Annotated in this window: 17 protein-coding genes; 8 read left to right on the top strand and 9 right to left on the bottom strand. The window is 72.9% G+C overall.

Annotated features, from left to right (window positions below; all coding sequences use genetic code 11):
- Positions 1-2: 2 nt before the first annotated feature.
- Positions 3-665 carry a hypothetical protein gene (locus AB0I54_RS25060; RefSeq protein ID WP_363298375.1) on the bottom strand — a complete coding sequence of 221 codons (663 nt, stop codon included), beginning with the start codon at positions 663-665 and terminating at the stop codon, positions 3-5.
- Positions 666-713: 48 nt separating this feature from the next.
- On the opposite strand from AB0I54_RS25060, the gene AB0I54_RS25055 reads away from it, so the two are divergent.
- Both AB0I54_RS25055 and AB0I54_RS25050 read left to right on the top strand, forming a co-directional pair.
- Positions 714-1,382, top strand: a complete 669-nt coding sequence (locus tag AB0I54_RS25055) for a maleylpyruvate isomerase family mycothiol-dependent enzyme (protein ID WP_363298374.1) — start codon at positions 714-716, stop codon at positions 1,380-1,382.
- Between the two features lie 95 nt (positions 1,383-1,477).
- Positions 1,478-2,200 carry a copper homeostasis protein CutC gene (locus tag AB0I54_RS25050; protein ID WP_363298373.1) on the top strand — a complete coding sequence of 241 codons (723 nt, stop codon included), beginning with the start codon at positions 1,478-1,480 and terminating at the stop codon, positions 2,198-2,200.
- A 29-nt stretch (positions 2,201-2,229) separates the two neighbouring features.
- Here the strand turns inward: AB0I54_RS25050 and AB0I54_RS25045 are convergent, their stop codons facing one another.
- Complete coding sequence (locus AB0I54_RS25045) at positions 2,230-4,299, bottom strand: UvrD-helicase domain-containing protein (protein ID WP_363298372.1); 2,070 nt, start codon at positions 4,297-4,299, stop codon at positions 2,230-2,232.
- Positions 4,300-4,619: 320 nt separating this feature from the next.
- Between AB0I54_RS25045 and AB0I54_RS25040 the strand changes: the two genes are divergently transcribed.
- Together AB0I54_RS25040 and AB0I54_RS25035 are read left to right on the top strand one after the other, a co-directional pair.
- Positions 4,620-4,799, top strand: a complete 180-nt coding sequence (locus AB0I54_RS25040) for a hypothetical protein (protein WP_363298371.1) — start codon at positions 4,620-4,622, stop codon at positions 4,797-4,799.
- A 126-nt stretch (positions 4,800-4,925) separates the two neighbouring features.
- On the top strand, positions 4,926-6,011 hold the full coding sequence (locus AB0I54_RS25035; protein WP_363298423.1) for a glycosyltransferase 87 family protein: 1,086 nt from the start codon (positions 4,926-4,928) through the stop codon (positions 6,009-6,011).
- On the opposite strand, the gene AB0I54_RS25030 is transcribed toward AB0I54_RS25035, so the two are convergent.
- Positions 5,969-7,612, bottom strand: a complete 1,644-nt coding sequence (locus AB0I54_RS25030; RefSeq protein ID WP_363298370.1) for a DNA repair helicase XPB — start codon at positions 7,610-7,612, stop codon at positions 5,969-5,971. The genes AB0I54_RS25035 and AB0I54_RS25030 overlap by 43 nt on opposite strands.
- A 117-nt stretch (positions 7,613-7,729) precedes the next feature.
- Complete coding sequence (locus AB0I54_RS25025) at positions 7,730-10,282, bottom strand: helicase C-terminal domain-containing protein (RefSeq protein WP_363298369.1); 2,553 nt, start codon at positions 10,280-10,282, stop codon at positions 7,730-7,732.
- A 156-nt stretch (positions 10,283-10,438) separates the two neighbouring features.
- Here AB0I54_RS25025 and AB0I54_RS25020 point away from each other — a divergent pair, with 156 nt between their 5' ends.
- The gene (locus tag AB0I54_RS25020) at positions 10,439-11,425 is read left to right on the top strand and encodes a hypothetical protein (protein WP_363298368.1); all 987 of its coding nucleotides are present in this window, start codon (positions 10,439-10,441) and stop codon (positions 11,423-11,425) included.
- 71 nt (positions 11,426-11,496) lie between these two features.
- The gene (locus AB0I54_RS25015; RefSeq protein ID WP_363298367.1) at positions 11,497-12,132 is read left to right on the top strand and encodes an HAD family hydrolase; all 636 of its coding nucleotides are present in this window, start codon (positions 11,497-11,499) and stop codon (positions 12,130-12,132) included.
- 396 nt (positions 12,133-12,528) lie between these two features.
- On the opposite strand, the gene AB0I54_RS25010 is transcribed toward AB0I54_RS25015, so the two are convergent.
- The gene (locus tag AB0I54_RS25010; RefSeq protein ID WP_363298366.1) at positions 12,529-12,780 is read right to left on the bottom strand and encodes a hypothetical protein; all 252 of its coding nucleotides are present in this window, start codon (positions 12,778-12,780) and stop codon (positions 12,529-12,531) included.
- 165 nt (positions 12,781-12,945) lie between these two features.
- Between AB0I54_RS25010 and AB0I54_RS25005 the strand changes: the two genes are divergently transcribed.
- Complete coding sequence (locus AB0I54_RS25005; protein ID WP_363298365.1) at positions 12,946-13,329, top strand: cold-shock protein; 384 nt, start codon at positions 12,946-12,948, stop codon at positions 13,327-13,329.
- A gap of 12 nt (positions 13,330-13,341) precedes the next feature.
- Here AB0I54_RS25005 and AB0I54_RS25000 read toward each other — a convergent pair whose 3' ends face one another.
- From AB0I54_RS25000 to AB0I54_RS24985, 4 genes are all read right to left on the bottom strand, one after another.
- On the bottom strand, positions 13,342-14,196 hold the full coding sequence (locus tag AB0I54_RS25000; protein ID WP_363298364.1) for a 1,4-dihydroxy-6-naphthoate synthase: 855 nt from the start codon (positions 14,194-14,196) through the stop codon (positions 13,342-13,344).
- Complete coding sequence (locus tag AB0I54_RS24995) at positions 14,186-14,923, bottom strand: futalosine hydrolase (RefSeq protein ID WP_363298422.1); 738 nt, start codon at positions 14,921-14,923, stop codon at positions 14,186-14,188. The genes AB0I54_RS25000 and AB0I54_RS24995 overlap by 11 nt, the downstream gene beginning before the upstream one ends.
- Positions 14,920-15,393, bottom strand: coding sequence for a DUF2771 domain-containing protein (locus AB0I54_RS24990; protein WP_363298363.1), 474 nt, complete (start codon positions 15,391-15,393; stop codon positions 14,920-14,922). Before AB0I54_RS24990 ends, AB0I54_RS24995 begins: the two co-directional genes overlap by 4 nt.
- Before the next feature lie 61 nt (positions 15,394-15,454).
- Positions 15,455-16,879, bottom strand: coding sequence for an MFS transporter (locus AB0I54_RS24985; RefSeq protein ID WP_363298362.1), 1,425 nt, complete (start codon positions 16,877-16,879; stop codon positions 15,455-15,457).
- A 277-nt stretch (positions 16,880-17,156) separates the two neighbouring features.
- On the opposite strand from AB0I54_RS24985, the gene AB0I54_RS24980 reads away from it, so the two are divergent.
- Positions 17,157-18,083, top strand: coding sequence for a DUF3027 domain-containing protein (locus AB0I54_RS24980; protein WP_363298361.1), 927 nt, complete (start codon positions 17,157-17,159; stop codon positions 18,081-18,083).
- Positions 18,084-18,156: the final 73 nt, after the last annotated feature.

The raw sequence follows: 18,156 nt of genomic DNA, 5'->3' as shown, positions 1-18,156 counted from the left end.
GACTAGGCGGTCGGGTCCGCGGGGGTCGACAGCATTTCCAGCTCGGAGCGGAGGTTGTAGCGGGCGGTCGCCTCCCACTTCGCCTCGCCGTACGGCGTCCTGAACAGGCGTGGCAGATCGAGGAGTTGGCGCAGTACCGCCGAGCGGCCCGCGCGGAACGCGTCGCTCGGGACGAAGTGGTACTCCTCGCGGACGGCCGCGGTGTAGGCGGCGTACACCGACGGGGCCGCGGCGAGGATCGCCAGGTCGGCGTCGCACAGGACCTGGCCGTCGCGGTCGTCGTCGGCGGGGTCGTGGGTGACGGTGAGCCGCACCAGCCGGGCCACCTCGGCGGTCCGCTCCTCGCAAACCCCGGCCTCGGGGAGCGCGCGCTCGGCGAGCCGGGCCGAGCGCTCCTCGTTCTCGGAGCGGTCGGGGAGGTAGACGGCGTCGTGGAACCAGGCGGCCAGGCGTACGACGTCCGGGTCGGCCGCGTACTCCGCCAGCACGTCGATGTGGTCGAGGACCGCGGTGAGGTGGGTGAGCGTGTGGTAGTGACGCTGGGGCTCCTGCCAGCGGGCGAGGAGGTTGTCGGCGTACGGGACCGGGTCGGGACCGCCGCCGGGGCCACGGGCTCCTTCCAGGGCGCGGGTCCAGCGGGAGCGGAGGGCGTCGAGGTCGGCCATGGGTTCATTCTCCCGCGCAGGCCGGGTGCGGCGCCTAGCTTGGTCACCATGACTGACGTTCAGGATGTACGCGACCCCGAACTGCCCGGACTGCTGCTGACCGTCGAGCGCGATGCCCTCATACCCCTGCTGCGGGCCCGGCCCGACGCGGACTTCGCCCTGCCCACCGCCGCGTGTCCGGGGTGGACGGTGCGCGATGTGCTGGCGCACTGTTCCGCCGCGCTGATGAGGGTGGTGGAGAGGCGCTTCGAGGAGGGTGTGTTCTCGCCCGAGTCGAACGACCGGGACATCGCCGAGCGGGCCGGGTGGACGAACGCGCGGGTCCTCGACGAGCTGGAGCGCGGGATGACCGAGGCGGGGCCGGTGATCGCCGGGGCGGGCGGGGTGCTGGACCTGATCGCCCTGGGGGAGTGGGTGCACGCCGGTGACGTGCGTGAGACCTTCGGCGAGCCGGGGGCCTACTCCGGGGCCGGGGTGACGTACGCGCTCACCCTGCTGGCCCGGGCGACCCGGGAGAAGGGGCATCTGGCGGTGCACGCCGACCTCGACGACGTGGACGAGCCGCTGCGGCTGGGGGCGACGAGCGGGGTGCGGACCCCGGCGCGGTTCATCGGGGACGCCGCCACGCTCGTGCGGATGTACTCGGGGCGGACGGTCGCGGGGGCGTCCTACGAGCTGGTGGGGGCGGAGATCGCGGAGCTGAACATCTTCGGCTGACAGGGGGGCCTTCTCGCGGGCCGGTGCCGTCCCACGTACCCTGAGATTGGACTAGACCTGTAGCCGCTCCAGGGAACACCGACGGAAGGGGTCCTATGAGCACGCGTGCAGTCCTGGAGGTGATCGCCCTCGGCCCCGAGGACGCCGTCGCCGCCCAGGCCGGAGGCGCGGACCGCCTCGAACTGGTCACCGACATGGCGGCGGACGGCCTGACCCCGCCACCCCGGACCTTCGCCGGCATCCGGGCCGCCGTCGACATCGACCTGCGCGTGATGCTGCGGCTGGCGGACGGATTCGCCGCCGGGGACGTCGAGGGCCTGGTGCGGACGGCCGGGGAGCTGCGCAGCGCCGGAGCCGACCAGTTCGTGCTCGGCTTCCTCGGCGCGGACGGCGAAGTGGACCTGGCCGCGGTGGAGCGGGTCGTCGCCGAGCTGGAGGGCTGCCGGTGGACCTTCCACCGGGCGATCGACCGGGCGGCGGACCGGGACGCGCTGCGCAAGCAGCTCGCGGACCTGCCCGGCCTCGACACCTACCTCACCGCCGGCTCCGCGTCCGGCGTGGACGACGGACTCTCCACGCTGTGCGCCGAGGCGTCGCGGCGCGGGGAACCCGGGTACGAGCAGACGCTCCTCGTCGGCGGCGGCCTCCGCCTCGACCACGTGCCGGCACTCCTCGACGCCGGCCTCGACGCCTTTCACATCGGCGGGGCGGCCCGGCCGGAGGGCTGGACGGGACCGGTGTCGTCGGCGGCGGTCGCGGAGTGGCGACGGGCGCTGGATCTCGCCCCCACGGAGCTTCCCCGGACCGCCCGGTCCTAGCCCGGTCCTTGCCTGGTCCTTGCGCGGTCCTAGCCCTGTCCTGGCCCGTCCTGGCCCAGCTGCTCCGGCAGCGGGGCCGTGTGGGTCACGATCAGGCCGGACACCGCTCGGGTCAGGGCCACGTACAGGCGGCGCAGGCCGGTGCGTTCGTCCGGTTCGCCGTCGACCACGGCCCGGGGCTCGTCCAGGACGACGTAGTCGTACTCCAGACCCTTGGCGAGCGAGGCCGGGACCAGGGTCAGCCGGGTGTCCGGGGTCGTCTCCTCACCGGGGTCCAGATGGCCGATGCCCGCGGCGGTGAGCGCCTCCGCGAGGGCCGGGACGCGGGCGTCGGCGGCGATGAGGCCGATCGAGCCCTCGTTGCCCAGCAACTCCGCGCAGGCCGCGACCACTTCGGCGGTGCCGGCGATCGTACGGACCTCGAAGAAGCCCGGGTTCTCACGGACCGACGCGACCGGGGTGAGGCCGGGCGCGATGTGCGGCAGCAGCGCGGAGGCGTACGCGATGACGTCCGTCGGCACGCGGAAACCGGCGGTCAGCTCCTCGACGACCCCGTCCGCCTTCCCCAGGTGGGTCAGCGCCTCGTCCCAACTCCGGGTCGCCCACGGTGTGGTGCCCTGCGCCAGGTCGCCGAGGACGGTCGCGCTGCCGGTGGTGCAGCGGCGGCCGACGGCCCGGTACTGCATGGGCGAGAGGTCCTGCGCCTCGTCGAGCACCACATGCCCGAGCGAATGCGTGCGCTGCACGAGGTCGGCGGCCTCGTCGATCAGCACCGTGTCCGCGGGCGACCACCTGGCGGACTTGACGCTGCGCACCGGCTTCGCCCACAGGATCGTCTTCTGCTCGTCCTCGTCGAGGATCCCCTCGGCGTGCTCGGCGAGGAAGTCCGCCTCGGACAGCAGCCGCAGCACCAGCTTCGCCGGGTCGACGGGCGGCCAGATCTCCTTGACCGCGGCCTTCACCGCGCTGTTGCGGGCGACGGCGTCCTGCACCCGGTCGTCCGGGGCCTCTCCCGACCGCTCCATCTGCACCAGCACGGCGTGCGCGATGCGCTGCGGCAGGGCCTCGCGGGCGGCGCCGTAGCGGATGTCCCGGGCCAGCAGCTCCCGCACGATCTCCTCCAGCTCGTACGTGGGCACACGCCACCGCCGTGAGCCGCGCACCACCACGACCGGCTCGGTGGGCATGGTCACGTGTGTGTACACGGCCCTGCGCAGGACGTCCGCCATGCGCGCGTCGCCCTTCACGATCGCGGCGGCCGCGTCGTCCGTGCCGCGCACCTCCGCATGGGCGACCAGGTCGTCGACGGTGGCCTGGCGCACCGTCAACTCGCCGAGCGCGGGCAGCACCTGCTCGATGTAGTGCAGGAAGGACTTGTTCGGGCCGATGACGAGGGTGCCGGTGCGGGCGAGCCGCTCCCGGTGCGCGTACAGCAGATACGCGACCCGGTGCAGGCCGACCGCGGTCTTCCCGGTGCCGGGGCCGCCCTGCACACACACGGTGCCGGACAGACCGGAGCGCACGATCTCGTCCTGCTCGGGCTGGATGGTGGCCACGATGTCGCGCATCGGGCCGACGCGGGGGCGCTCGATCTCCTGCTGGAGCAGCTTGCTGGTGGCGGCGGCCCCCGATGGATCGGCCGGGTCGGAGAGGTGCTCGTCCTCGTACGCGGTGAGGTCGCCGCCGGTGTAGCCGAAGCGGCGGCGCAGCCCGACGTCCATCGGGTCCTTCTTGGACGCCCGGTAGAACGGCTGCGAGACCGGCGCGCGCCAGTCGATGACCATCGGGTCGCCGCCGCCGTCGTGCACATGCCTGCGCCCGATGTAGAAGCGCTCGCCCTCCGCGCCCTCGGCCTGCTCGGCGCCCGGTGCGTGCAGATAGTCGAGGCGGCCGAAGAACAGCGGGGTGTCGCTGAGGTCGGCCAGCGCCTTGATGCGCTCGTCGATCTGACGGGCGAGGACCTCGGCGTTCACCCAGTTCGCGGTGACATCGCTGATGTCGAGCGACTCCACGTCCTGGCGCATGGCGCGCAGGGCGGAGCGGGACTCGGCGAGGTGGGAGCGCTCACGCGCGAGGGGGTCGTCGGCGGACGTGGACAAGGGGGTGCCTCCGGTGGGCCTGCTGCGGCTGCTGGTGTGTGCTGAGGGGGTGCCGTCCGGTTTCCGGCCGGGCGGCGGCACTCCGATGGGGAGGCGGGCAAGAGCGGAGATTGTAGTGAGCCGGGCCGGGTGGGGGCCAATGGATTTCCGTCCCCGGACTTCCGCCCCTCCGGACTCCCGCCCCTCCGGACCTCCGTCCCCTAGGGGGTGGGGCCACCCGGCGTAGGGGGAGGGGTCCGCCTGTGGGTGGACGGGGAGGTGGTGCGGGTTGGCTCTGGAGACCGATGCCGTTCCCAGGTCGGCGGAGCGACCATGGAGACATGAGCGCAGCAACCGTCCACTCAGTCCCAGCCCGACCGTCCGGTGCCACTTCCGTCGCGGGCATCCACCATCACCGCCTGGGCAACGCCCTCCGCGCCATCAAGGTGTTCGCGGAGGCGGCGTTCAGCGTGGTCGTCCTCGGGGAGTACGGCGAGGAAGCGGGCATACGCCGTAAGTAATGGCATAGGTTCACCTCCGTGACGCCTCGGACGGTGAAGCCTGCCCTTCCGCCCTTCTTTCCGCCTCTTCTCCTCACGCTCTCCCTCTGCTCCTTCGCCGCCCTCTGCGTCCTGCAGCGCATCCCGATGGCCGACGTGCTGGTCTACCGGGCCGAGGGCGAGGCCGTCGCCCACGGCGGCGACCTCTACGGCTTCACGGTCACCGAGTGGCGGCTGCCGGCGACGTATCCGCCCTTCGCGGCGGTCCTGTTCGTGCCGACGACCTGGATCCCCGTCCCGGCCCTGAAAGTGGCGTTCCTCGCGGGCAACGCGCTCCTGCTCGCCGGTCTCGTCCACCTCTCCGCCCGCCTCGCGGGAAGAACGGCCCCGGCACCTCTCCTCTGCACCGCCACCGCCCTGTCCCTGTGGCTGGAACCGGTCTTCCAGACGCTTCTGTTCGGCCAGATCAACCTGCTGATCGCCTGCCTGGTCCTGTGGGACCTCACACGTGCCCCGGGCGCCCGGGGCAAGGGCGTCGCGCTGGGCCTGGCGGCCGGGATCAAGCTCACCCCGGCCGTGTTCATCGCCTACCTCTTCCTGACCGGGCGCCGCCGGGAGGCGGCCACGGCTACGGCGGCTTTCGGCGGCACGGCTCTGCTGGGCGCGCTGATGCTCCCCGTCGCCGGCGTGGAGTTCTGGACCAGGCGCCTCTATGAGACCGGCCGGGTGGGCAAGGGCTGGATCGTCGACAACCAGTCCCTGCAGGGGCTCGTCGCACGGGTGTCGGGCGACCCGGCGCCGGGGCTCGCCTGGCTGCTCCCGGCGGCCGTGGTCGGGGCGCTGGGCCTGTGGCTGGCGGCGCGGGCCGCGGAGGAACGGCACGGGATCCTGCTGACGGCGTTCACGGCGCTGCTCGTCTCGCCGATCAGCTGGTCCCACCACTGGGTGTGGTGCGTCCCGCTGACCGCCGTACTCCTCGCGGAGGGCCGCGTGCGCCTGGCGGCGCTGACCCTGACGGTCTTCACCGCCCGCACGATGTGGCTGCTGCCGCACCAGGGCGACCTGGACCTGAGACTGCCCTGGTGGCAGGAGCCGCTGGCGGCGCCGTATCCACTGCTGGCGCTGGCGCTGCTCATGGGATCGGCCGTCCTCGGGCAGCGTCGGCCGAGCAGCCGGGCCCGCCTCGGCTCTCAGCCCTCGGCCAGGATCTCGTCCGCGTCGACGATCCGGTAGGCATAGCCCTGTTCCGCCAGGAAGCGCTGGCGGTGGGCGGCGAAGTCCTGGTCGATGGTGTCGCGGGCGACCACGGAGTAGAAGTGGGCCTGGTGGCCGTCGGCCTTGGGGCGGAGCACCCGGCCGAGACGCTGGGCCTCCTCCTGGCGGGAGCCGAAGGTGCCCGACACCTGGACGGCGACCGTCGCCTCCGGCAGGTCGACGGAGAAGTTGGCGACCTTGGAGACGACGAGGACGCTGATCTCGCCCTCGCGGAAGGCGTCGAAGAGCTTCTCGCGCTGGGCGTTGGACGTCTCGCCCTTGATGACGGGGGCGTTCAGATGCTCGCCCAGTTCGTCGAGCTGGTCGATGTACTGGCCGATGACGAGGATCTGCTGTCCCGCGAAGCGCCGGACGATCGCCTCCGTCACCTTGCGCTTCGTCTCCGTGGTGGCACAGAAGCGGTACTTCTCCTCCGTCTCGGCGGTGGCGTAGGCGAGCCGCTCGGAGTCGGTGAGATTGACCCGTACCTCGACGCAGTCGGCGGGCGCGATGTACCCCTGCGCCTCGATCTCCTTCCAGGGCGCGTCGAACCGCTTGGGCCCGATGAGGGAGAACACGTCCGACTCACGCCCGTCCTCACGCACCAGGGTCGCGGTCAGGCCAAGACGCCGGCGCGCCTGGAGGTCGGCGGTGAACTTGAAGACAGGAGCCGGCAGCAGATGCACCTCGTCGTAGACGATGAGACCCCAGTCACGGGAGTCGAAGAGCTCCAGGTGGGGATAGATCCCCTTCCGCTTCGTCGTGAGCACCTGGTAGGTCGCGATGGTGACCGGCCGGATCTCCTTGCGCGTACCGCTGTACTCGCCGATCTCGTCCTCGGTCAGCGAGGTCCGCTTCACCAGTTCGTGCTTCCACTGCCGGGCGGAGACGGTGTTGGTGACGAGGATGAGCGTGGTGGACTTGGCCTGGGCCATGGACCCGGCGCCGACCAGCGTCTTGCCGGCGCCGCAGGGCAGCACGACGACACCGCTGCCGCCGTGCCAGAAGTTCTCCACGGCCTGCTTCTGGTAGGCCCGCAGCGCCCATCCGTCCTCGCGCAGCTCGATCGGGTGCGCCTCGCCGTCCACGTACCCGGCGAGGTCCTCGGCCGGCCAGCCCAGCTTGAGCAGCACCTGCTTGATCTGCCCGCGCTCGGAGGGGTGCACCACGACGGAGTCCGGATCGATCCTGGCTCCGACGAGAGGAACGATCCGCTTGGAGCGGAGGATCTCTTCGAGGACCGGGCGGTCGGTGGTCGTCAGGACCAGACCGTGGGCCGGGTGCTTGCTGAGGGTCAGCCGCCCGTACCGGTCCATGGTGTCGGCGATGTCGACGAGCAGGGCGTGCGGCACGGGGTAGCGGCTGTACTGCACGAGCGCGTCGACGACCTGCTCGGCGTCGTGCCCCGCGGCCCGCGCGTTCCACAGCCCCAGCGGCGTCACGCGGTAGGTGTGGATGTGCTCCGGCGCCCGCTCCAGCTCGGCGAACGGCGCGATGGCCCGACGGCAGTCGTCCGCTCGCTCGTGGTCGACCTCGAGGAGCAGGGTCTTGTCGGACTGGACGATCAGCGGACCGTTCACGCGGGCACCCTTTCCCTACGGCCATCGTCATGGCCCAAACGTCCAGTGTGCCCTACGGCCCGACGATCACGGCCGGCCGCGGACGGACCGGTCAGATCATCGCAACCGTCGGCCGGATCAGTCCTCGGCGAGCTCCGCCACCCCCGTCACCCGGTGCAGCGGATACGTCCGTACCTCGTCCGCCGTGTGGTCGTACGCCGTGACGAAACCGCCCTCGACGCGGATGGGGGCGATCACGCGCTGGCTCGCGGCACCCTCGGCGTTGACGTAGCCGATCCACAGGGCCTCGCCGGTGAGCACGGCGGCCTGCATGGTGGCGAGGGTCTCGGCGGAACCGGTCCGGGGCAGGTCGCCGCTCGCGACCGGGGCACCGGCCGGCTTGCGCGGGGTCGTGGCGGCGAGGTCCCCCGCCCGGATGGCGCGGATCGCGGCCGACAGCAGCGTGGCGTCGGGCGTGGGCGGGCCGTCCGGGACCGGCTCGGGGGCCGTGCGGGGCGGGGTGCGGTGGGCGTGGGCGCGGGTGATCAGGACGTCGCCCTCCGCGGACTCGGCGGCGGGGGCGTAGCCCATCGAGCGCAGGCCGTCGAGGAGCGTCGCCGGGTCGGCCTGGGCCGCCAGCACCGTCGGGGCCAGCCGGCGCAGGCGCAGAGCGGACGCCCGCCTGTCGGCGAGGATCTCGTTCAGGACGGCGTCGTCGTCGCAGCGGACATAGGCGGAGGCCGCGCCGACGCGCAGATGGCCGTGCTTGCGGGCCACGTCGTCGATCAGGTAGGCCAGCGGCTGCGGGACCGGCGTGCGGGAGTGCGCGGCGAGGAAGGCGTGCAGGTCGGAGGCGGCGCGGCCGGCGTCCAGGGCACGGCGTACGGAGGCGGGGGTGAAGCGGTAGACCGTCGCGCCGCCCTTCGACTCCACGTCCGCGAGCACTCCCAGCATGTCGGCGAGTGGGCGTTCCAGCGGGCCGGGCGCCACCGCCGTCAGGTCCGCCTGGAGCAGCACATGGTCCAGCGGCTCGGGCAGCAGCGGGGCGACGAGCCGGGCGGCCGCGGCGGACGCCACCGCCTGCTCGGGCGCGGAGAGGGGTTCGTGGGGCGCGGGGGCGTGATGGTGGTGGTGGACGGGGAGTTTGTCGCCGGGTCCGGACGGCTCGGCGGCCGCCGAGCCGTGCGCGGGGCGGCCGGGCGCCGGTGCGCCCAGCAACGCCCTGCCCTGGGCGGACAGCGCGCCGCGTCCGGTGACACCCAGCAGTTCCGCCTCCGACAGGGTCCATTCGGCGAGGCGGGAGCGCAGGTCGTCGTCTCTCTGCGGGCCGCGCAGCGGGCGCTCCCAGCGCAGCCGGGCCAGCACGGAGTCGGGGGACGGGGCCGCGCCCTCCGGCAGGGCGGCCAGCAGGGACAGGACGCGATGGCGTACCTCGGGCGCGGCGGAGCGGTCGAGCCCCGGCCCCAGGGCCGACAGCGCACGGTCCTTCGCGTCCCGCCCGCCGACCACACCCGGCGTCCGGGTCGCGGTCAGCCACGCCTCGGCGAGCCGCGCCCAGCGTTCGGCCGGGGGCTGCTCCAGCCACTCGTCGTAGGCCGGGGTGGCCGCGTACCGCTCGTCGGCCTCGCCGTCCGACGCCAGCAGGCCCGCCGCGTAGGCGAGTTCGACCCAGAAGGCGGCGACGGGCTCGGGCACGTCGAGCGCGACGGCGGTCCGCTTCAGGTCCCGGACGCTCAGCCCGCCGGCCCGCAGCACCGCCGGGCCGCCCTCGTCCCAGTCCTTCAGCAGCTCCTCGACGGTCGCGAGGGCGCCGTACGCCTGGCCGGCGGCCGTCGCGTCCACCATCTGCGGAGCGTGCGTCGCGGCCGGTTCGACAGCGGGCGCCACCGCCTCGGGCGCGCGGTGGGCGCGGCCCCCGCGCAGATGCAGGGCGACCTCACGGGGGAGTACGACCGTGCCGGGCGCCGTCGGCAGCAGCAGACCGCGGTCGAGCAGCCAGCGCAGCCGGGGTGCCGGGTCGGGGGTGACCTGGCCGTACGGCGGGCCCCAGACCAGCCGGGTGAGGACTTCGAGGGACTCCTCGGGTGCCTCGCGGAGCAGTGCGGCCATCTTCTTGCGGTGCGTGAACAGGCCGGTCAGCGAGACCGCGGCGGAGACCGCGTCATGGGTCGAGGGCAGTCCGAGGGTGGCGACGATCTCCTGGATGCGGCCCGGGGACATCCCCGCGGTCGCCTCCTGCACGGTCGGGCCCAGGCCCGTCGGCGACGGGTGCTGCGGCGACGGGGCCAGCACCTCACGGGCCGTGCGTACCAGGCGCAGCCGGTCGTCGCCGCCCCACACCAGGGCCTGCTCGCGGAGGGTGGCCAGGGCGCGGGGAAGGGCGGCGGCCACGGCCGGATCACCCTTCTCACCGGCGTCCCCGGCCATCAGGCCGAGCAGCGCGCCGTACGTCGCCGGGTCCGGTGCCACCGCCAGCGCCTCCGCGGTCTGCAGCGCGAAGCGGTCCAGTCGTTCCAGGGCGCGCAGCACGGAGGCACGGGTGCCCGCGCGGGTGGCGAGCTGGGTGAGATCGGTGGGGACGGGGGTGATGAGGTCGGGGCGGCTGCGCAGGAGCGCGGCCAGCGAGACGTCGTCCCTGGCGCGGAGCGCCTCCGCGAGAGAGCGGGGCGCCGGGCGGTCCTCGGTGCTCATCTGACCCACGTTAGCGGGTCGCCCCCAGCGGTTTCGCCGATGAGGTGCGGGCCGGTGGGGGTGCCTTGTCCCCGAATGCCGGATGGAACGGTCGATGCCGACCTGCGCTACCTTCGTCCCGCCGGTTACCAACATGTCAGCCCCGGAGGGGACTTCGTGGGTATCGAAAGCGACCAGGTCGTCTACGAGTATCTGAGCCGCGTCGGCGATGTGGCGCAGCAGCGGCAGCTGTCGTCGGCCGTCCGGATGCGTCTGGTCTCGGAGCTGCGGAACGAGATCGACCGGCGCCGTGCCAAGGCCACCGTCGACAGCCCCGCCGCCGTCCGCCGCATCATCGCTCGCCTGGGCACCCCGGACGAGGTCGTCGCGGCCGCCGGGGACACCTCCGGTGCGCCGTCGGCGCCGCCCGCCTCCGTGCCCGTACAGCCGGCGCGCCCGGAGCCCGAGCCGAAGCGGCTGCGCCGGGTCGTACCGCGGCCGCGCCCCGCCGAACCGGAGCCGCCCGCCCGCCCGGACGCGCCGTCCCCGCCGCATCTGGCCGGGGAGCACGAGCTCGGCGACAGCGCGTTGCAGCCGGACTGGTGGCGGGTGGACAGCAGCCCGTTCGGGGAGGGCGACAGCGTGCCGGGGTTCGTCGGCGGTGTGGAGATCCCCGAGCTGCTCAGGCCGCCGCTGAAGGAGAAGCCGCCGGAGCGGGAGACCAAGGAGACCAAGGAGACCAAGGGGGAGGAGACCGCGCCGGTCGAGCAGGACGCCGCCCCCGCGTCGGCCCGGCACCGTCGGCTCGCGCTGCCCCGCCCGGCCGCCGGCTGGACCAACCCGCTCCTCCTGCTCGCCGCCGCGCTGCTCGTCGCGGGAGCCGTCCTCGGCAACTGGTTCGGGCTCATCCTGGGCTGGCTCATCGCGTACGGCTCACGCCGGCTCACCCCGGCGGAGACCAAGTGGGCGGTCATGGGCATGCCCGGACTGGCGCTGGCGGCGGGAGTGGTCTGGCTGTGGGGCAGGAACGAGGGCCGCTGGGGCACCCCCATCGCCCAGGGCCATATGAACACCGCCGTCGCCGAGACCTGGCCATGGGTGGTACGCGGCGCGGCCGTGGCCTCGGCCCTCTACCTGGTCTGGCGCTCCCAGCGCCGGAACTAGGTGTACGGCGCCCCGAAGCGTCGCCCACCTCACAGTCCCGGGTGGCCTGGCTGTCATGCCCTCTGGGCACAATGGCCCATATGACTGCTCCCGCGCCGACCGTCGGCTTCGACCTCGACATGACCCTGATCGACTCCCGGCCGGGCATCCATGCCTGCTACCTGGCGCTGGCCGAGCGGACCGGGACCTTCATCGACGCCGACCTGGCGATCACCCGGCTCGGGCCGCCGCTCGCGGAGGAGCTGATCAACTGGTTCCCGGCCGAGCAGGTCGGGCCGATGAGCGACCTGTACCGGGAGATGTACCCCGACATAGCCGTGGCCGCCACGCCCGCGATGCCCGGTGCCCGGGAGGCGATCACGGCGGTGCAGGCGGCCGGCGGACGGGCGATCGTGGTCACCGCGAAGTACGAGCCGAACGCCAAGCTGCACCTGAGCCACCTCGGCCTGGAACCGGACGTGGTCGTGGGCGACCTGTGGGCGGAACAGAAGGCGGAGGCCCTGCGCGAGCACGGAGCCGCCGTGTACGTAGGGGACCACGTGGGGGACGTCCGCGGCGCCCGCACGGCCGGAGCACTGTCCGTCGCCGTGGCCACCGGCCCCTGCGACGCGACCGAGCTGCGCACGGCAGGCGCGGACGTCGTACTCGACGACCTGGCCGCATTCCCGCACTGGCTGACGGGCTACCGCGTGGCGTCGGGCGGCTGACGCTGTCCTGCCGTGTCGCCGTGGGCACTGGTCCGTGTGACGGGGCGGGCTGGGCGGGGCAGGGGCGGACGTCGTGCTCGATGACCTGGCGGCGTTCCCGGGCTGGCTGGCGGGCTACCGCGTGGCGTCGGGCGGCTGACGCTGTCCTGCCGTGTCGCCGTGGGCACTGGTCCGTGTGACGGGGCGGGCTGGGCGGGGCAGGGGCGGACGTCGTGCTCGATGACCTGGCGGCGTTCCCGCGCTGGCTGACGGGCTACCGCGAGGCGCCGGGCGTCTGACGGCCGCGTACTGTCGCGTCGTCGTGGGCGCCGGCCCCTGCGACCCGGATGAGGTGCGGTCGGCTGGGGTGGACGTCGTGCTCGGTGGCCTGGTTGCGTGCCCGTGCCGGGTGGTCGGCTAGCGCGAGGTGCCGCGGGCCTGGCGGCGTCCTGATGCGATCGATCGGAGTACTCCGGCGCCCGCGACGAGGAAGCCGACGGCCATCAGCATGCTCAGGCCGAACATGTACGTCGGAAAAGGCTTCGCACCGAGGAACAGTGGTGCCACGGTGACGAGAGTGGCCACGGCACCGATGAAGAAGACGACGGCACCGGTACGGATCAGTCCGTCACCGGGCCCGGCGGAATTCGTTTGGGTTTTGTCACGCACCGGACCAGGGTAGTTCCCAGCGCGAAGGAACAACCGGGCGACGTCTTGTCACCCGCCCGAAGACCATTAGCCTTGGTACCGGCGGGTCATGGACGACCCGCCCGAGTGCTATCAAGAGCCGTTTTCAGAAGCAGTTTTCCGACGAGAACGAGGACGAGGACAGACGTGCCTACCGGCAAGGTCAAGTGGTTCAACAGCGAGAAGGGCTTCGGCTTTCTCTCCCGCGACGACGGCGGTGACGTCTTCGTCCATTCCTCGGTTCTTCCCGCCGGAGTCGAGTCACTCAAGCCGGGACAGCGCGTGGAGTTCGGCGTGGTCGCCGGCCAGCGCGGCGACCAGGCGCTCTCCGTCACCGTCCTCGACCCGGCCCCCTCGGTCGCGGCCGCCCAGCGCAAGAAGCCGGACGAACTGGCCTCGATCGTGCAGGACCTGACGACCCTCCTGGAGAACATCACTCCGATGCTCGAAAAGGGCCGTTATCCCGAGAAGGCCTCCGGCAAGAAGATCGCCGGCCTGCTGCGGGCGGTCGCCGACCAGCTGGACGTGTAGGGCCGGGCCCGGTCAGGGGAAGTCGAGTGCCCGGGGGCCGAGGGGCGGGACGAGTCCCTCGGCCGCGGCGCGCGTCAGCAGCCCCCTGACCGCCGCGTAGCCGTCCTCGCCGAGATCCGACGTGAATTCGTTGACGTACAGCCCGATGTGCTGATCGGCGACGGCCGGGTCCATCTCCTGGGCGTGCTCCATGACGTACGGCCGGGAGGCCTCGGGGTCGTCCCAGGCCGCGTGCACGGACGTGTGGATCGCTTCGGCGAGCCGCCGCAGCGTGTCCGCGCCCAGGGACCGCTTGGCGATGATCGCGCCCAGCGGAATCGGCAGCCCGGTCGTGTTCTCCCAGTGCTCGCCCATGTCCGCGAGCTTGTGCAGCCCGTAGTTCTGGTACGTGAAGCGCGCCTCGTGGATCACCAGCCCGGCGTCGACCTTCCCGTCCCGCACGGCGGGCATGATCTCGTGGAACGGCATGACGACGATCTCACCGACCCCGCCGGGCAGCGTGTCCGCCGCCCACAGCCGGAAGAGCAGATAGGCCGTCGACTTCTCGCTGGGCACGGCGACCCTACGGCCCGTCAGGTCGGCCCCCGCCTCCCGAGTGAGCACCAGCGGCCCGCAGCCCCGGCCCAGCGCGCCCCCGCAGGGCAGCAGCGCGTACTCGTCGAGGACGTACGGCAGCACCGCGTACGACACCTTCAGCACGTCGAACTCGCCGCGCTCGGCCATGCCGTTCGTGATGTCGATGTCGGCGAAGGTCACGTCGAGCGCGGGCGCGCCGGGCACGCGGCCGTGGGCGAGGGCGTCGAAGACGAAGGTGTCGTTGGGGCAGGGGGAGTAGGCGATCTGCAGGGGTCGGCTCTCAGGGCTCATGGGGGTTCCAACTCTCCAGTACGGGCGCGAGCTTCCCGAAGCCCTCGGTGAGGGCCGCCAGGGCGTCGCCGATGCGCCAGGCGGCGCGGTCGCGCGGGCCGACGGGGTTGGAGACCGCGCGCAGCTCCAGGACGGGCACGCCGTGCGCGGCGGCCGCCTCGGCCACCCCGAAGCCCTCCATGGCCTCGGCGAGGGCACGCGGGTGACGGGTGCGCAGTTCGGCGGCGCGGGCGGCCGTGCCGGTTACCGTCGAGACGGTGAGTACGGCTCCCGGGCGAGCTCCGGTCGCGGTGGCGATGTCTCGTACGAGTGATTTTGGCGGACGGTGGTTGACGGTCCCGAAGCCCAGCTCGGTGACCGGAAGGAAGCCGTCGGGCGTGTCGGCGCCCAGATCGGCGGCGGTGATCTCGTCGGCCACCACCAGCGAACCGACCGGGGCCCCGGGCTGGAAACCGCCGGCGATCCCGGCGGAGACCACCAGGGTGTACGGGGCGCCTTCGAGGGCGGCCGCGGTGAGGGCGGCGGCGGTGGAGGCGGCGGCGCGGGCCGGGCCGACCCCGGCGGCGGCCACATCGAGCCCAGGCAGCCGGTGCAGGGTCACCCCCGGAAGCCGCACCTCATGCTCCGGCCCCGTGAACGCCCGTGCCACCGCGTCCCGTTCGGCGGGTACCGCGGTGGCCACGAGAACACGTCCAAAAGACGCGGAAGACGCGGAAGACGTGGTCAGGAGTCCTTCTTGAGCTTGAAGGACCACAGACCCTTGACGTCCTTCTCGCCCTCCTTGATGGAGACCAGGGTCGAGTTGCCCTGGGCGCCGTACTGGGCGTTGAAGAACACGCTGCCCGGGATCGTGCGGTAGGTCTTCTTGCTGGAGTCGGTGAGCGGCTGACCGTTCATCAGGATCGTCCACCCGCTGTCCGCGACCGCCGGGTCGACGCCGAAGCGCACGGTCTCGTCCGGGTCCACCTTGATCGACTTGATGCCGGTGTCCTTGAGGCAATTGGCCAGGGAGGCCGTGCTCAGGGCCTTGCCGTCGTTGTAGCAGGTGGCCTCCGAGTTGACCGAGCTCGTCCCGACGGTGATCGTCGCGATGGGCGTCGGCTTCTCGCAGGCAGACAGAACGAGCAGTCCGGCGGAAACGGCGCCGGCGGCGGCGACGGCGCGGCGGCGTCGCGAGGCGGATTGCAGCGTGGTCATGGCCGAAGGCTATCGGGCACTCGGGCCGTCGCCCCATGTGGGGTGCGGCGTGCCCGGTTCGTTACGCCACTCGCGGCCGTGTCCGGCCCCCTTGGCGTGCCGAGCTGAGCAGACCGCGCAGGGTGGTCAGCCAGCCGGCGGCCACGATCACGGCGGCCACCGTCAGGCCCAGCGTGCCGTTGAGCGGCATCACGATGCCGACCGCGCCACCGAACACCCACGCCATCTGCAGCAGCGTCTCGGAGCGCGCGAACGCCGACGTACGGACCAGTTCCGGCACGTCCCGCTGGATCAGCGCGTCCAGGGACAGCTTGGCGAGGGCCTGGGCGAACCCGGCGACCGCGGCCAGACAGGCCACCAGGAAGGCGCCGAAGAACACCGCCGCGACGATTGCCGTACCCAGCACCACCGCGACCACGGTCACGATGATGATCTCCGGCGTCCTCGACCGCAGCCAGGCCCCGACCGCCGTACCGAGCGCGTTGCCCACGCCCGCCGAGACGGCGACTATCCCCATGGACACCGCCGCGCTCTCCCCGGTCAGCGGGTGCTCGCGCAGCAGGAACGCGAGGAAGAAGATCAGGAAGCCGGACAGACAGCGCAGGGCGGCGTTGGCGCCGAGGGCGTGGGTGACGGCAGGGCCGACCGTGCGCAGCCCGGGACGCTTCACCGGCTTGAGGTGCGGTCCGTGCAGATGCTCCTCGTCGGCCGCGAGCAGCGCGATGTCCTCGCCCTTGGCCGAGTCGACCTTCGGCGGCAGGGAGAAGGACAGGAACGTGCCCGCGACGAAGATCACGAAGGCGCCGTAGAGCGGCCAGCGGGAGCCGAGGGCCTGCAGTCCCGCCCCGACGGGCGCGGCGATGCCGGTGGCGAGGAGCCCGCCGAGGGTGACCCGGGAGTTCGCCTTCACCAGGGAGAAGCCGGTCGGCAGCAGCCGGGGCACGACCGCGCTGCGTACGACCCCGTACGCCCTTGAGGCCACGAGCACCCCCAGCGCGGCCGGATACAGCTCCAGCCTGCCGCTGGCCACCGCCCCCGAGATGATCAGCGCGAGCAGGGCGCGGGCGAGCATCGCCACGGCCATCGCGGCGCGCCGACCGTGCGGCAGACGGTCGAGGAGGGGGCCGATCACGGGTGCGAGGACCGTGAAGGGGGCCATGGTGATGGCGAGATAGAGGGCGACGCGGCCGCGGGCCTCGTCGGTCGGCACCGAGAAGAAGACGGTGGAGGCGAGGGCCACGGTGATCATGACGTCGCCGGCGCCGTTCACCGCGTGCAGCTCGATCAGCTTCCCGAGCCCCGACTCGCCCGCGCCGTGCGCGTGCGTCGCCCTCCGGATGCCTCGGGCGGTTCCGGTCAGCGGGAAGTGCAGGGCACGGCCGACGGAGCGGGCGGCGCCGCGCATCCGGCCCGCACCGCCACTTCGACTGCTCCCTTTGACCCCACCGACCCCGGTGGCGCCTTGGGACGACTTCGCGGCTGCCACGACGTTCATAGTGCCCTGAGATGATGGTCCGTAGTGCGGTTACGGCGCGTCCGGCGGGTCAAACACCGGCTTGAAACGGCGTACTGTCCCGTCGGTGTAGGCCCAGCGCCTACGAACAGGTAGCGTGCGTATCTCAGCCATCCCGCAGAATGGATGGCAGAGGTGCGCCCGAGAGCGATCGGACGCGGACGTCGATGCGGCCCACAGGTCCGCTCCGTCCGCCCCACCGCCAAAGGCAGGCGCACCCGTGAGACGGCGTAGGAGAGAAGCGATACCTGTGAGCGCAGCGAGCACGCGAAGCCGCACCCCCGACCGCCTGTGCGCCGAGGCCGTCGACCTCGCCCGCGCCGCAGCCGAGGAGGCCGCCGCCCCGGGTGTGGTCGGCGAGCACGTCGGCCTGGTGTCCGAGGGCGACCGCGTTGTCACGCACTTCTTCGAGTGCAAGGAGCTCGGGTACCGGGGCTGGCGCTGGGCGGCGACCGTGACCCGGGCGTCCCGCGCGAAGGTGGTGACGCTGGACGAGGTCGTCCTGCTGCCCGGCCCCGACGCGCTCCTGGCCCCGGAGTGGGTGCCCTGGAGCGAGCGGCTGCGGCCCGGCGACATGGGCCCCGGCGACCTCCTTCCCACGGACGCCGAGGACCTCCGGCTGGAGCCGGGCTACTCCGGCGAGGACCAGCCCCTGCCGAGCTCCCCCGTGTCGCACGAGATGGCGGAACTGGCGGAGGCGGAGGACGCGGAGGTCACCCCCGGTGCGCCCGCCACACTGCCCACGGTCCCCGCCCGTGGCTCGATCGCCTCGGTGGCGGAGGAACTCGGCATGCGCCGGGCCCGGGTCCTGTCCCGGTACGGCCTGCACGTCGCCGCCGACCGCTGGGACGAGGCGTTCGGCGCCAAGACCCCGATGGCCCAGGCGGCCCCCGCCTCCTGCGTCACCTGTGGCTTCCTGGTCCCCCTCGGCGGCTCCCTCGGCCAGGCCTTCGGCCTCTGCGCGAACGAGTTCTCCCCGGCCGACGGGCGGGTCGTCTCGCTCACGTACGGCTGCGGCGGCCACTCGGAGGCCGCGGTCATGCCCAAGCCGCCCCAGCCGGCGGCACCGGTCATCGACGAGACGAAGGTGGACCCCTTCCCCCTGCGCCCGGCCCCGGACTCGGGCTCGGTCCCGGCACTGGGCGACGAGGAAACGGCAGAACTCGGCCACTCGTAGCATTCGGGCGGGGTCCAGGCGCTGGCCCCTGGTGGCAGCGGTGCGTGGTCCCTGTCAGGGGGCGTGTTTCGTC

It is taken from the genome of Streptomyces sp. NPDC050625, from assembly GCF_040654755.1.
GTDB lineage: Bacteria > Actinomycetota > Actinomycetes > Streptomycetales > Streptomycetaceae > Streptomyces.
This window is presented reverse-complemented; position numbering and strand designations above follow the sequence as displayed.